Raw genomic sequence first — 13324 nt, forward strand, 5'->3', positions numbered from 1 at the left:
GGCGGCGCCCCCCCGGCCCGGCGGTCAGGCCCCCGCCCGGCCCGCCACGATGTCCAGGATGGCGAGCTCCTTGGCCCGCAGCCGCCGGGTGGCCAGCGCCAGCCCGAGGCGCCACACCAGGAGCCCGTAGGCCGCCGACACCGCGGTGACCGACAGCAGGGCCGCCTGGCTGGAGCCCAGGACCAGGAGCACCGCCACCACCACCGGGCTGAGCAGCGTGAAGATGACGAACAGGGCCAGCATGCCGGCGAAGGCCGGCAGGCAGCCCGGGCCGGCCCACATGTTGGTCACGGAGTCCGGTAGCGGGAAAGGGGCCAGGGTGGACACCTGGTTGGCCACGCCCAGCGTGACGCCCAGCACGGTGGCGGCCAGGAGGATGGTGGCGGGCACGTAGACCATGGCGTTCAGCACCACCCCCAGGGCCAGGGCCCCCACGGTGGCGGTGGACAGGCCCAGCAGCACGGCGGCGAGGTTCTTGCCCCGGAACTCCTCGGCGGGATCCCTGCCCGAGGCCACCTGCAGCCAGAAGGCGGCCCCGTCGTTGCCGAACTGGTTCATCGCCTGCATGCCAAAGACCAGGGCCCCCACGGCGGCGAACAGCACCGGCTTGCGGGCGTCGCTGCCGCGGCTCAGCAGGCCGGCGGCGGGGAGGACGATGAAGAGGGCGACGCTGACCAGCGCCGCCCGGCGGCGGGGATCACGCCAGGTGTAGCGCAGCTCCTTGGCGGCGATCGCACCCGCCCGGGTGCGGGGGAGGAAGCCGAGGCGGGCGAAGAGGTCGCTGCGGGTGCGGCTCTTGGTGGTGCCACCCGCCTCGGCGGTGGTCAGGACGTGCTGGAGCGCCAGGCTCCACAGCCAGCCCAGCACGGCGACCACAGCCGCCACCGCCGCCAGCCAGGCGACGGCCGGCAGGGTGTGGCCCTGGCGGGCCAGGATCACCGCCCGGGCAGCCCAGCCGGGGGGCAGCCAGAACAGGGTCCGGGCGGAGGAACCGAGCGTGAGGCCGTGGTGGCCGGGCCCCACCACCAGGCGGGGCACCAGCTGGCCGGCCAGGGCCGGGACCACCGCCACGATGGCGAACATGAACACCAGGAGGTCCCGGCCCCGGCGGGAGCGCAGGATGCCCGACAGCGCCGTGGTGACCGTGCGGGAGGCGACGATGCACAGGGCCATCTCCAGCACCACTGCCAGTACGGCGATGGCGGTCGGGGTCCCGAAGGGGCCGTGGGCGACGGTGCCGGTCAGCGTCGCCACGGTGGCCACCGGCGGTACGCCCAGCAGGGCGGCCACCAGCAGGCCGGCGATGATGGCGCCCCGGGACAGGGGCAGGAGGGCGAGGTTGGCCGGGTCCAGCGTCTCGTCGCTGCCGAAGCCCAGGAGCGGGAAGGTCAGCCAGGCGAAGAAGAAGCCGTCGAACACCAGCGGGACCACCACAGACTGGTCGCGGCCGGCCACCAGCAGGGAGAAGCCGGCGGCCGCCACCCACACCCAGAAGATAAGGGCGAAGACCAGGCCCACCTTGCGGCGTCCGCTGGAGCGCAGGCCGTTGCGGGCCAGCGCAAACTTCAGCCGGAGGAAGTACCCAGCCACCCCAGGTCCTTGGCGCCGTTAGTCTCGCCGCCCACCAGGTTGACGAAGGCCTCCTCCAGGGGCTGGCCGTTTGCGATGTCCGCTGTCGGGCCGACGGCGACGATGCGGCCCTGGTGCATGATCGCCACCCGCTCGCAGAGGCGTTCCACCAGCTCCATGACGTGGCTGGAGAAGACCACCGTCGCCCCGCTCTGGATGTGGCGTTCCAGCACCGAGCGGATACTGCGGGCCGAGACCGGGTCCACCGCCTCGAAGGGCTCGTCCAAGAAGAGCACCCGGGGGCCATGGATGAGGGCGCAGGCCAGGCCCACCTTCTTCTTCATGCCGTGGCTGTAGTCCACCACCATGGTGCTGGCGGCCTCCACCAGGCCGAAGGCCTCCAGCAGCTCGGCGGAGCGTTCCTTGACGATGTCCTTGGGCAGGCCCCGCAGCAGGCCGTTGAAGGTGAGCAGCTCGGCACCGGTGAGGCGCTCGAAGAGGTGCAGGTCCTCGGGGAGCACGCCCATGGAGGCCTTGGCCCGCACGAGGTTCTGCCAGACGTCCAGGCCTTCCACCCAGATGCCGCCCGCGTCGGGGCGCAGCAGGCCGGTGCACATGCGCAGTGTGGTGGTCTTGCCGGCACCGTTGGGGCCCACCAGGCCGAAGAAACATGCCTGGGGGATGTCCAGATCGATGCCCTGCACGGCCACCTTGGTCCCATAGGACTTCCACAGCTCCCGGACCTGCAGGGCGAACGCCGGCCCTGGGGGTGGCGGGGGTGGCGGCTGGGTCATGCAGACAGCTTGGCAGCTCTCGGGAGATCGGGGGCCCCCGGCTCACTCCGGGGGGCCGGCTCTGGTCTCCCTCCTTACGACCGGATGCCGCTGCTGGCCCGGCCTCCCGGACCACCGGGTTGTGCATCCCGGTGGCTGAGCGTCAGGTAGGCCACGAGGATGGCGGTCAGCAGGGCCAGCGCCCCGGCCACGGGGGCCGCCCCCAGGCCCAGCCCACCCGCCGCCGTCGGCTTGCCGGCCCAGTCCGCCAGGGAGGCCCCCAGCGGGCGGGTCATCACGTAGGCCGCCCAGAAGGCTGCGATGGGGTTCCATCCTCGCTGGAAGGCGATGCCCACCAGCGCGATCGCCCCGGCAAAGAGCCCGGCGGACACCTGGTAGCCGAGGTTCAGGGTCAAGGCGACCAGGTCTCCCACCGCCGTCCCCAGGGCGAATGTGGCCACGACGGTGGCCCAATAGAACAGCTCGCGGCGCGGCGAGTCGATGCTGTGGATCGACAGCGTCTTCTCGAGCTTCACCCAGGTGTAGAAGATGGCCACCAGGCCCACGGCGCAGAGCAGGGATGAGGACCAGTAGGGGACCCCGAAGCCGACGTGGAGGACGTCGGCGGCCATGGTGCCGAAGACCCCCACCATGACCACGGCCAACCAGTAGGCCCAGGCGACGTAGCGGCGGCGGGAGAACTGCAGCGCCATGGCCACGGCAAACCCCACGAAGCCCAGGGCCACGGCGAGCACCGGGGCCATGGCGTGGACCAGGTAGTCCGAGGTCGATTCTCCCAGGGCCGTGGAGAGGCCCTTGATGACCCAGAAGAACACGGTGATCTGGGGCACCCGCAGCGCCCGGGACATCGTCCGGCGTCCTGCCGTGGTCTCTGGGTCGGACTGGGTTCCGAGAAAACGCGCCATGTCCGGCATCCTGCCGCAAGATCGCTGCGCCTGCCGTCCCGGCCTGACCACCGCGGTCATAGCCTGCTGGTACGGTGGCGGACATGGGCGAGTCTGTGCTGGAGGATGCCTTCCGTCACCACGTCTGGGCGACGTTGCAGATCATCGACGCCAGCCAGGCGCTTCCTCAGCAGCAGGTGCAGACCACCGCACCCGGGACCTACGGGTCCATCCTGGACACGCTGCGCCACTTGGTGGCGGCAGACGCCCGGTACCTGTTCATCCTGAGCGGGGGGGAGGTCGCCCCCATCGACGCCAGCGAGATGGGCCTGCCCCAGCTCCGGGCCCAGATGACCCTGCACGGCGGCTCCTGGGCGGCGGTGCTGGTCCGGGATCTGGACCCGGCGGCGGTCATGGGGCGCGTGCGGGCCGACGGCTCCGAGACCCAGGCCCCCGTGAGCATCCGGCTGGCCCAGGCCCTGCACCACGGCACCGATCACCGCAGCCAGATCTGCACCGCCCTGACCGGCCTGGGGGTGGAACCACCCGCCATCGACGTCTGGGACTTCGGCGCATCCGACAACCGGGTCGTGGAAATCCCCCCCCGATAGAGCTGGCCGGAGCGAGGGGTGCTTGGGGGCGGGGCGGGCCGCTGCGCACGACTATCTGGGCTCTGCGGCTATCCTGGCCTCGGAGGCGACTGGGGCCTGGTGGCCCTCCTGGTCTTCAAAACCAGTGCGCCGGGGAGACTCGGTGGGCGGGTTCGATTCCCGTCCGCCTCCGCAAAGTGGGGTGTGGCCTCGCGGAACCGTTCTTGTGACGCTGAACTACCGTATGGGTAGTTGGTGCTCACAAGAACGGACACATGACTCGGTCCCTACGCTGCCGCTACCCAGCAGTCCCAGTGTTCCAGCGTCCCGAAGCCGAGCCGCTCGTAGACGGAGTACCCGGACGGGCTCGACTCCAGCCACGCCCACGTGGCGCCTGCCGAAAACCCATCCTCCACGGCCTGGCGGGTGATCGCCGCCCCGAAGCCGCGGCGACGGTACTCGGGGAGGGTGGCGACGCTGAAGATGCCTACGGACTCGCCCACGGTGCACCCGAAGCCGGTGGCGACGCCCTGGCCGTCGATCTCGGCCAGGTAGGTCCGCACCCCGGGGAGGGCGAGCAGCGACCGGGGCGCCAGCTGCAGGAAGAGCTCAAGGGGAGCCTCGAAGCCAGCCGCACCGACGATGGCGTGCGCAGCCGCCTCGTCGGGCGAGAGCAACCGTAGGCTGCAACCGGGCGGCAACAGGGCTGGGGAAAGCTTCCCTGGCTGGTCCAGGACCATCATCGGGGTCTTCGGCTCCATGGTCATGCCGCGACGTGTGGCCAGACGACCGAGTCGCTCGCTCAGTGCGGGCCGCACCCGCAGGCAGTGCGGGAAGCCACGGGCGGCGACCTCGTCCAGGAGGGACTCGACCCTGACCTCGTCGACCGATGTGGCCTCGGTCCAGACACCGTTGAGCATCGGCAGGGCAACGCCCGAGAAGCCAGCGAAAAGGCCGCCCTCGCGGCGGATCCACGCCCCTGGAAGTGCTGGAGTGAGATGCACCATGGTGCGGGCCAGAGCAGCAGCGGCCATGTCCGCGTCAATGCCCACGGGCTAACGATACCGCCCGACCTACCTATGTCACGTGATTGCTGGATGCAGCTCAGGACCGCAGGAGCATTTGGCCGATGGCGACCGCCGAGTCGTGGTCGGGCCGCTGCACCTGGTCGCAGACGCGTACGGCACGCCGCATCCGCTGGCCGAACTCCCGGTGGGCCATCCATGCCCCCCGGGTCTCGGCGGGTAGTGGCGATGAAGATCGACACCCGGGCAGGCGACCTCCTTCGTTAGGCGCCCGGGCGTGCCGTGTCCGATCAGCGTAGTCTTTCCGTAATGGTTCTCCGGGAACTGGCAGGCAACGCTTCGAGCCACGCAGCGCCCACGGCTCTTCGGCAGCCGCGTTCCGGACCGCCCCTGCACGCGCTGCTGCGCAGCCTCCAGTCGGGGGCGGGCAACCGGGCCGTTGGGCAGGCATTGGCCAGGCAGAATCTCGGGGTCCAGCGTGCCTCCTACTCGGGCAAGGGTACGGGAGCCGACGCCTATGAGACCGAAGAGTTCACGTACCCCGGTGAGGTCTCGAAGCGGGAGCGGGCCAAGAAGGCGACGATCTACGTCTCCCCCAGGCCCACCGGCGGCCGGGCCGCCGCCCCGGTGCCCATCAGCTTCGTCAGCAAGGTCACCGGGACGGTCGACGCCGAGATCAAGCAGGGCTGGCACCGGGGCCACATGGCCGGACTCGAGATCGGCGGGGAGAACGAGTCCTACAACATCGCCCCGATGCTCCCCGGGTTCAACCGGGGCAGCGTCTGGCGGGGCGTCGAGCACGCCACCCGGGAGGCCGGGCGGTCGGCGGGCAAAGATAACTACGTCACCGTGATCGAGCTTGCCTACGGATTGGCTGACCCCCGGATCCCCTCAGCGGTCTCGGTCACCCGCAAGGCCCGAGCCAGCGCGCTCGCCCCCTACGTCCTCATCCCCGGAGACCCCACGACCCATACCCATGAAGGAGCGGTGACCGCGCGTCCGGAGAAACCGGAGCGGAAGCTGCTCACCCGCAAGATCGCGGGCGCGGCTCACCTGCTGGGCCGCATGGAGGTGGAGAACACCAAGGAAGCCCGGGATGCCCTCCGGGATGGCCACCTGCCGAAGTCGAAGAAGGCCCAGTGGCCGGATGACGCGGCCGACCGCCCCTACGGGAACCTCGACCTGCTGAATCTGTCGTACAAGCTGGGCCAGGTGTTCACCATCGAATCCCACCGGGAGTTCTCCCAGGAGCAGCGCCAGCTCATCATCAAGGCCAACCTCTCGAAGAACGGCTCGCTCACCTCCGATGACCCCAGAGACCCGCACCAGGACCTGAGTGAGAACGGCACGGTGGACTTTCCGGAGGTCGACCACATCATCCCCAAGTCCTCCGGCGGCGCCAACGCCTTCTCGAACGCCCGGGTCGTGAGTTGGGAGCTCAACAACCGGGTGGCGCGGGTGAAGGGCATCCAGGACCTGGTGGACGTCACCCGGCTCGCCGAAAGCCCGGCCTACAGCGTCGCTGACGTGGTCCAGCAACAACTGATCCGCGGGCCCAAGGCGGGCACCACTGCCGCCCAGATGATCCGCCTCTGCCAGGAGAAGCTGCACTGGTCATCCGTCACCGAGCGCCGCCGGGAGGTCGTGGCCGAGGAGCTCGCCGAGCTGGTCGCTGACGGTGAGGTCACCAAAGATGACTCCGTGGATCCTCCGTTGTTCAAGGCGGCCAGGTAACGGCCGCCGCACCGACGTCGCTGCTGTCCCAATAACACCAAGGGTGAGCGGCAAACCAGAGGATGCCTTCCGGCGCCCGCTCCGATGCCAAGTTTGCGTGGAACTTGAACACGCCGACCGGGCCCTACTCGGGCGCCGTGCTCCAGATCGCCACCGCCACAGCTAGTTCTCCCGCGCCAGGTAGCCGTTCGAAATGAGCCAGGACACGTTGCCGGTGGCGGGGTTCCCGGGCAGCAGCGAGGCTACGATCTGGTACTGGATCCCGTGGCCGGGCTGCCCGAACCCGGGGGCGATGGGGCCGGTCTCCGCCTCGAAGGGCTTCAGCACCTTGTAGAGGTGGTAGTTGCAGGTGTAGGCCGGGTCGAAGGTGTCGAGGCTCATCGGCGGGAGGGCACGCCGGGCATACGCCTCGTCCCGGGGTGCCAGGAACGCCCCGAACTCGCTCCCGAATCGGTCGATCTCCTGGCCCGCCGCCAGGGGCCGGGTGGACTCGATGGGTCGACCCTGGCCATTGAGCATGAAGCCGTTGGCCGGCGGGTAGCGCCAGCCCCCCGCCCCGCCGTTGGCGGCCGGATCCCAGTAGGTCGCCAGGAACTGCGCGGGGGTCAGACCGGCGAGTCGGTCGTAGTGGCGGACGATGGGCAGGATCGGCCCAGAGGTGGGCAGGTCCTCGGGGCCGAGGCGGTTGTCGCCGCCGAAATAGGCAGTGGAGCACGTGGTGCTCCCGCCCGCCCGGGGGTGATGGGTGGCCGCGGTTGCGGCCTGACCAGCCACCACCCCGCCGGACAGCAGGAGGGACACGACAACCACCAACACCGCCCACCGCCTGCCGTTCATCCGCCGCTCCTTTGCGAACACGTGAGTTATTCCATTCGAGCGGATCATACCTACCTGATGGTAGGACAGCAAGACCTGCTGGATGCCGGAGTCAGCAGCGGTCAGTCCATCATCCAGAGCAGGCCCGGGTATCTGTGCCGGATGCCGGTCGCGCGGCCCGCCCCGTACCGGGTCGGGTGGTGCCCGCCCGGATGGGTGGGGGGTCCAGGTCGGCCGCCATCAGCCCACTCCAGAAGAACCCGACGGGGCCGACGGCTGCTGCTGCCGTGACCACCCACGCTGCGGCATGAATCGATGGCGGCGCGGCCGAGCGGGCGCGGATAACGGGGGCGGTGCGAGATGGGCGGCGCATGTCGGGTCCCTCCCTTGTCGGCGGGAGCCCTGCGCTCCCGATCCAGGAGGCGTTCATCCCGGGGTTCAGCGGCGCCTGAACGGCCGGGGCGGGTACAACACTCCCGAGACCGTCGGCTTGACATTAGTTTGGTCCCAAACTATTCTGTCTCATACCATCTCTCAAAGGAGGAATCGCCATGTCCCGACTGCAGATCATCGTTGGCAGCATCCGGCCCGGGCGGGCGGCCGATTTGGTCCTGCCCTGGGTGGTCTCCCGGGCCGAGGCCCATCCGGCGTTCGACGTCGAGGTGCTGGACCTGCGGGACTGGCCCCTGCCGATTTTCGCCGAGCACATGGGCAGCATCGGCGATATCCGGAACCCGACGTACTCCGAGCCCCTCGTCCGGCGCTGGAACCACAAGATCCAGGAGGGCGACGCCTTCCTGTTCGTCACCCCGGAGTACAACCACAGCGTCCCGGGCGGCCTGAAGAACGCCATCGACAGCGTCTTCGTCTCCTTCGGCTTCCGCAACAAGCCGGCGGCGGTGGTGGGCTACAGCAATGGGGTGGGAGCCGGGGTGCGGGCAGTGGAGCACCTGGCCCAGATCATGGTCGAGACCGACTCCCATCCCATCCGCAGCTCGGTGCTCATCCCGTTCGTGCAGCAGGCATTCGTGGACCGCGAGCCCGTGGACCCCGCCACCGAGGCCGCCCTGGGAGTGCTGCTGGACGACCTCGCGTGGTGGAGCTCGGCGCTGGAGCGGGCGCGAGCCGAGGGCCAGCTCCCGCCGGGCACGCAGCGGCTGCGGGCGGCTGTGGCGGCGATGGCGGGGCGGTAAGCGGGCCGACGGGGGCGGGCGGTTTCGAAGGCCGATTCGCCGCCGTCGCTTGCTCCGACCACAAAGACGACCACAAGACGTCCCCAGCATGGGTCGCGGGGTGGATCATGTGATGTGTTGACCGCGTAAGTCGGCATAAGTGACCTATTACGGCGGCAAGACATACAAACGGGCATTGACCAGTCTTGGCCCAGGGACTAGATTTCCTATGGCATGGGCGATCTTGCGGTGGCCGGCGCAACGGATTGGGTGAGTGCCCTCTCGAGTGCCGTATCGGCCTTTGTGGTCCTGGCGGGGGCTGGCGTTGCCTACTGGCGGTACCGCAAGGACCATCCCTACTTTGCCCGAGCCAACTTGGAACTGAGCGCAGACCTCCTGCAGGCAGGCGACTTCGAAGTCGTCCGAGTCACTGCCAGCGCCACCTGCGTGGGAAAGGGGACCCTCCAATTGGAATCGGAAGGATGTTTCGTGGCGGTACAGGCGTACCGACGAACGATGCTCGGGCTCCCGGATCCGCAATGGACGGATGTGCTGGCTGCGCAGCGCATCTTCAAGAACCAGACCGTTGATTCTGGCGAGGCAATCGATGAGGCCTGTCTTGTCTCTTTCCCGATACCGGCTGAAGACGTTATCGCCTACAGGGTGGAGTTTGGGCTCCGAGCCATCGAGCCCGTCTCACGATTGCGCCAGCTCATGGTTGCCGGGAAGGCCGAAGGCGCCTTTGATTGGACGACGTCGACGTTTCTGACCCGACCCCGAGAGGGCCAGCGCGTACCGCACGCCGGACGCGGGCTGGCATCCGTGCCTCCTGGAGAGGCGGAGGGACCGGGGGTACCATAGGCCTATGGCCACTCAGTCGTTCCGCACACCTGAGGAGGAGCACGCCCTCGAGGAAGCGCTCGGCCCACCCGATGGAGGCTTCGCAGCAGCCGAACCCCGAACCAGGGAGCCTTCCTTCCGCCAGGCGGCCATGCAGCCGAAGCGGACCCCCCGGTGGTCGATCCGGCGCCGCGCCCGGGCAAAGCAGTGACCTTGGGGCGGGCACCCACCCCCCGCTCCACCCCCTGATTCCGCCCCTGACTCCGCCCGCGCGGGCTGCCGGAATTACCTAGCAAATCTAGGGCCTCGAGCCCTCGTGATTGAGGCCGAGTCCGTCTAGTTCCCGGGCCGCCGCAGGTCGACCATAGAGCCATGGACACATCGACCCGGGAGGCCCCCATGATCGGCACCGCAGACACGCCCAGCGCCACCCCGCTCCACACCGCCCTCCAATGTCACCGGCCGTTGGCCGCACCGGCACCACCGCCCGCCGTTCCGTTGACCCGGCTCCCCGTCCTGGCGGCGGCCCGGGCGATCCGCGGCGCCGGCCTCCGCCACGGAACTGCCTTCCGCATCCTCGCCCAGCACCCCTGCGGGTTGCCGGACTGTCTCAGCCCGGCCGCAGCGATGCGGGCAGCCGCCTTGGCCTACGACTGGGTCCCCGCCTACCGGGATTTCGTGCGCACCGCCGGGGCCGGGCGGGCCCGGCACATCGGCGACCTGCCGGAGACCGACAAAGCCTCCTACGTCGACGCCTACCCGCTGGCGGCGAGGTGTGTGGGCGGGGCGATCCCAGCCCGGGGCGTGGCGATCGACGAGTCCTCCGGGTCGTCGGGACGCCCGTACACCTGGGTACGCAGCCAGCGGGAGCTGGCAGACGTGCATCGCAGCCTGAGCCGGCTCGCCGCCCACCTGTACGGCCCCGACCTGGTGACGCTGAACGGCTTCTCGATGGGCGCCTGGGCCACCGGCACCAACGTGACCGCCGCCCTCGCCCGTAACGGGCTGGTGAAGTCGCCCGGCCCGGACGTGGACAAGATCCTCTCGGTCTTCGGGGAGCTCGGGGCACGGCGCCGGTACCTGGTGGCCGGGTACCCGCCCTTCCTGAAGCGGCTCATCGACGAGGCCGAGGCGGCGGGCTTCGACTGGGCCGCCTACGAGGTCTACGGCGTGGTGGGCGGCGAGGGGATGAGCGAGGGCCAGCGCACCTACCTCGAGGCCCGCTTCAGCCGAGTGTATTCGGCCTACGGCGCCAGCGACCTCGACATCGGCGTCGCCGCCGAACTCCCGCTCAGCGTATGGATCCGCCGGCGGGCGTGCGAGGATCCCGCCCTCGCCCGGGCACTGTTCGGCACCGCCGGCCGGCTGCCGATGCTGTTCCAGTACAACCCGCTCGACTACTACGCCGAGGCCAACGCCGCCGGGGAGCTGGTCATCACCGTGAACCGGCCGGCCATGCTGTCGCCCCGCATCCGCTACAACATCCACGACGCCGGGGGCACCCTCGGGTTCGCCCAGGTGATCGGCATCTGCCGGGACTTCGGCCTGGACCCGCTGCGGGCCTCGGCGGCGGAGAGCGGGATCGCCCCCTTCCGCCTGCCGTTCCTGTTCGTCCGGGGCCGGTCGGACTCGACGTTGTCCTACATGGGGGCCAACATCTATCCCGAGGACGTCGAAACTGCGCTGTTCACCGGCAGCGCCGAGGCGGCCCGGCTGGGCACCTTCTGCCTGGAGCTGCTGGAGCTCCCCGGAGCCGAGGTCCGGCCGTGCGTGCACGTCGAGGTGCGCCGGGGGTCCCTGCCCTACCCGGCCCTCGAGCGCCGCCTGGCCGGCGCCGTGCGCCAGCGGCTGATGGCCGCCAGCCGGGACTTCGCCGCCGCAGTGGCCGAGGATCCGGCCACGGGCGACGTCGCCATCCGGCTGCACGCCCCGGGCGAGGGGCCATTCGCCGGCAATGCCGGCCGGATCAAGCAGCGCTACATCGTCCGTTAGACGCGCCGCATACAACGCACTTTGAGAAAGGAGGCCCGAAGAACCATGCCTGCCACCGAATCCCCGACCGTCGTCGCGGGGCTGGACCCAACCGTCGCCCGCATCCTCGCTGCCGGGCTCCGGGCGCCTTCGGCCCACAATGCCCAGCCCTGGCGGCTGGTGGCGGTGGGCCTCCGCACCGTGGAGCTGCACTACGATTACCGGGACTACCTGCCCTACGACCCCGACGACCGGGATGCCTACCTGGCCATGGGCGCCTTCGCCGAGACCATCGCCCTCGCCGCCCAGCGCCACGGGCACGTGGCCGAGATGCGCCGGCGCTTCGCACGCGACGGGGCGGACCTGCGGGTGTGCGATGTCGCCTTCCGCCCCGCCCTCCCCGACGAGCCCGTCGATCCGCTGGCGGAGGCCGCCGCCGACCGGCACACCAACCGTTCGGCCTACGACTCGACCCCAGTGCCCGAAGCGCTCCGGGAGGCGCTGGGCGGCCTCGGCAACGTGATGGTCCCGCCCCGGGCGATGGCCCGGCTGGTGGCGAGGGCCAGCACGTTGTCCTGGCGGGACGCCAGATTCGTGGGTGACCTCCGGCGCTGGACCCACGGCGACCCGGCGAGCCCGTCCGGCATGACACCCCACGCCCTGCCGCTCACCCGGCTGGAGTGGGCCGCCCTCCGGGTGGCGTTCCGGGTGGGCCGCCTGCCCGCCCCGGCGGCGGCCCTTTACTCTTCGCGGGACCGGCGCCTGCTGCGCACGAGCGTGGCGGTGTGCGTCCTCGGAGCCCCGAGCCTGGAGCCCGCCGACCTGTTCGACGCCGGCCGGCGCCTCCTCCGCTCCTGGGTCACCGTCGGTGGAGCGGGCTGGGCCTGCCACCCGATCTCGATCGCGGTGGACCGGCCGGAGACAGCCCCCGAGGTGGCCACCCTGGCGGGGGTCCCGGTGCCGGTGGCCGTGTACCGGATCGGGCACCCCAAGGCCACCGTCCCCCGCTCCAACCGGCGCCGGCTGGCCGAGGTGCTCGGAGGATCATCGGATCACCGATGAGTATCCCCGCCCCCCGTCGTTGCATGGTGTGACACGGCACACCACGACGAGGAGGGCATCATGAGCGGGCTTCTGGAGGGCAAGAACTGCATCATCTACGGCGCCGGGGGCGGCATCGGGAGCGCGGTGGCGCAGGCCTTCGCCCGGGAGGGGGCCACCGTGTTCCTCGCCGGGCGCACGGAGTCGAAGCTGCAGGCGGTCGCCGATGCCATCGCCGCCGGCGGCGGCCGGGCCGAGGTCGCCGTCGTGGACGCCCTCGACGAGCGGGCGGTGGAGGACCACGTGGCCCACGTGGTGGAGGCCGCGGGCAGCGTGGACGTGTCCTTCAACCTCATCGACCGGGGCGACGTCCAGGGCCAGCCGGTGTTCGAGATGTCGGTCGGCGACATGCTCCGGGCCGTGACCACCGGGCTCCAGGGCAACTTCATCACCGCCCGGGCAGCCGCCCGGCGGATGATCGTCCGGGGCGGCGGGGTCATCCTGCACCTCAACTCCGCCTCGGGCGACGGCGCCCACCCGGGGATGGGCAGCACCGGGCCGGCCGACGCCGCCACCGAGTCCTTCATGCGCTACCTGGCGGCCGAGACCGGCCCGTTCGGCGTGCGGGTATGCGGCATCTGGACCGCCGGGGTCGAGGAGACCCTCACCCGTGAACGGCTCTTCGAGGTGGGCGGCGACGCCACCCCCGACCCCGCCACGGTCATCGCGATGATCTCGTCGATGTCGGCGCTGCGGCGCTGCCCGAAGCTGGACAATGTCTGCCAGGTGGCAACCTTCCTGGCTTCGGACCGGGCAGCAGGCATCACCGGGTCGATGACGAACGTGACCGCCGGACTGGTGCTGCGGTGAGCGGCACTCCCGGCGGGG

12 protein-coding genes and 1 tRNA gene are annotated in these 13324 nt (G+C 70.5%); 8 read left to right on the forward strand and 5 right to left on the reverse strand.

All coding sequences use genetic code 11. The features are described 5' to 3' along the window. Positions 1-24: 24 nt before the first annotated feature. From VFW71_12295 to VFW71_12305, 3 genes are all read right to left on the reverse strand, one after another. Positions 25-1590 carry a hypothetical protein gene (locus tag VFW71_12295; GenBank protein ID HEU5003541.1) on the reverse strand — a complete coding sequence of 522 codons (1566 nt, stop codon included), beginning with the start codon at positions 1588-1590 and terminating at the stop codon, positions 25-27. Then, positions 1566-2363 (reverse strand): ABC transporter ATP-binding protein, encoded by a 798-nt coding sequence (locus VFW71_12300; protein HEU5003542.1) that lies wholly within the window; start codon positions 2361-2363, stop codon positions 1566-1568. The genes VFW71_12295 and VFW71_12300 overlap by 25 nt, the downstream gene beginning before the upstream one ends. Positions 2364-2437: 74 nt before the next feature. Further along, complete coding sequence (locus VFW71_12305; protein HEU5003543.1) at positions 2438-3268, reverse strand: hypothetical protein; 831 nt, start codon at positions 3266-3268, stop codon at positions 2438-2440. A gap of 83 nt (positions 3269-3351) precedes the next feature. Between VFW71_12305 and VFW71_12310 the strand changes: the two genes are divergently transcribed. Then, positions 3352-3858, forward strand: a complete 507-nt coding sequence (locus VFW71_12310; protein ID HEU5003544.1) for a DinB family protein — start codon at positions 3352-3354, stop codon at positions 3856-3858. A gap of 81 nt (positions 3859-3939) precedes the next feature. Further along, positions 3940-4030, forward strand: a tRNA-Sec gene (locus VFW71_12315). 94 nt (positions 4031-4124) lie between these two features. Here the strand turns inward: VFW71_12315 and VFW71_12320 are convergent. Next, complete coding sequence (locus VFW71_12320; protein HEU5003545.1) at positions 4125-4889, reverse strand: GNAT family N-acetyltransferase; 765 nt, start codon at positions 4887-4889, stop codon at positions 4125-4127. 423 nt (positions 4890-5312) lie between these two features. Here VFW71_12320 and VFW71_12325 point away from each other — a divergent pair, with 423 nt between their 5' ends. Then, complete coding sequence (locus tag VFW71_12325) at positions 5313-6596, forward strand: DNA/RNA non-specific endonuclease (GenBank protein ID HEU5003546.1); 1284 nt, start codon at positions 5313-5315, stop codon at positions 6594-6596. Positions 6597-6758: 162 nt separating this feature from the next. On the opposite strand, the gene VFW71_12330 is transcribed toward VFW71_12325, so the two are convergent. Further along, entirely contained in the window at positions 6759-7433 is a 675-nt protein-coding gene (locus VFW71_12330) for a TNT domain-containing protein (GenBank protein ID HEU5003547.1), read from the reverse strand. A 530-nt stretch (positions 7434-7963) separates the two neighbouring features. Between VFW71_12330 and VFW71_12335 the strand changes: the two genes are divergently transcribed. The 5 genes from VFW71_12335 to VFW71_12355 all read left to right on the forward strand — a co-directional run bounded on the left by VFW71_12335 (position 7964) and on the right by VFW71_12355 (position 13306). Further along, positions 7964-8605 carry an NAD(P)H-dependent oxidoreductase gene (locus tag VFW71_12335; GenBank protein ID HEU5003548.1) on the forward strand — a complete coding sequence of 214 codons (642 nt, stop codon included), beginning with the start codon at positions 7964-7966 and terminating at the stop codon, positions 8603-8605. Between the two features lie 213 nt (positions 8606-8818). Then, on the forward strand, positions 8819-9445 hold the full coding sequence (locus VFW71_12340) for a hypothetical protein (protein ID HEU5003549.1): 627 nt from the start codon (positions 8819-8821) through the stop codon (positions 9443-9445). 351 nt (positions 9446-9796) lie between these two features. After that, a complete protein-coding gene (locus tag VFW71_12345; GenBank protein ID HEU5003550.1) occupies positions 9797-11416 on the forward strand; it encodes a phenylacetate--CoA ligase family protein in 1620 nt (539 codons plus the stop codon). A 45-nt stretch (positions 11417-11461) separates the two neighbouring features. Then, entirely contained in the window at positions 11462-12457 is a 996-nt protein-coding gene (locus tag VFW71_12350; GenBank protein ID HEU5003551.1) for a nitroreductase family protein, read from the forward strand. Positions 12458-12517: 60 nt separating this feature from the next. Next, positions 12518-13306, forward strand: a complete 789-nt coding sequence (locus tag VFW71_12355; GenBank protein HEU5003552.1) for an SDR family oxidoreductase — start codon at positions 12518-12520, stop codon at positions 13304-13306. Positions 13307-13324: the final 18 nt, after the last annotated feature.

The sequence above is a fragment of the Actinomycetota bacterium genome, assembly GCA_035765775.1.
In the GTDB taxonomy this organism is placed as follows: Bacteria; Actinomycetota; CADDZG01; order JAHWKV01; family JAOPZY01; genus DASTWV01.

What these genes read in the sequence shown, in the direction of transcription:
- VFW71_12345 (HEU5003550.1), top strand. Translation starts at nt 9,797, where the DNA reads ATGGACACATCGACCCGGGAGGCCCCCATGATCGGCACCGCAGACACG.
- VFW71_12300 (HEU5003542.1), bottom strand. Translation starts at nt 2,363, where the DNA reads ATGACCCAGCCGCCACCCCCGCCACCCCCAGGGCCGGCGTTCGCCCTG.
- VFW71_12310 (HEU5003544.1), top strand. Translation starts at nt 3,352, where the DNA reads ATGGGCGAGTCTGTGCTGGAGGATGCCTTCCGTCACCACGTCTGGGCG.
- VFW71_12350 (HEU5003551.1), top strand. Translation starts at nt 11,462, where the DNA reads ATGCCTGCCACCGAATCCCCGACCGTCGTCGCGGGGCTGGACCCAACC.
- VFW71_12335 (HEU5003548.1), top strand. Translation starts at nt 7,964, where the DNA reads ATGTCCCGACTGCAGATCATCGTTGGCAGCATCCGGCCCGGGCGGGCG.
- VFW71_12340 (HEU5003549.1), top strand. Translation starts at nt 8,819, where the DNA reads ATGGGCGATCTTGCGGTGGCCGGCGCAACGGATTGGGTGAGTGCCCTC.
- VFW71_12355 (HEU5003552.1), top strand. Translation starts at nt 12,518, where the DNA reads ATGAGCGGGCTTCTGGAGGGCAAGAACTGCATCATCTACGGCGCCGGG.
- VFW71_12305 (HEU5003543.1), bottom strand. Translation starts at nt 3,268, where the DNA reads ATGGCGCGTTTTCTCGGAACCCAGTCCGACCCAGAGACCACGGCAGGA.
- VFW71_12330 (HEU5003547.1), bottom strand. Translation starts at nt 7,433, where the DNA reads ATGAACGGCAGGCGGTGGGCGGTGTTGGTGGTTGTCGTGTCCCTCCTG.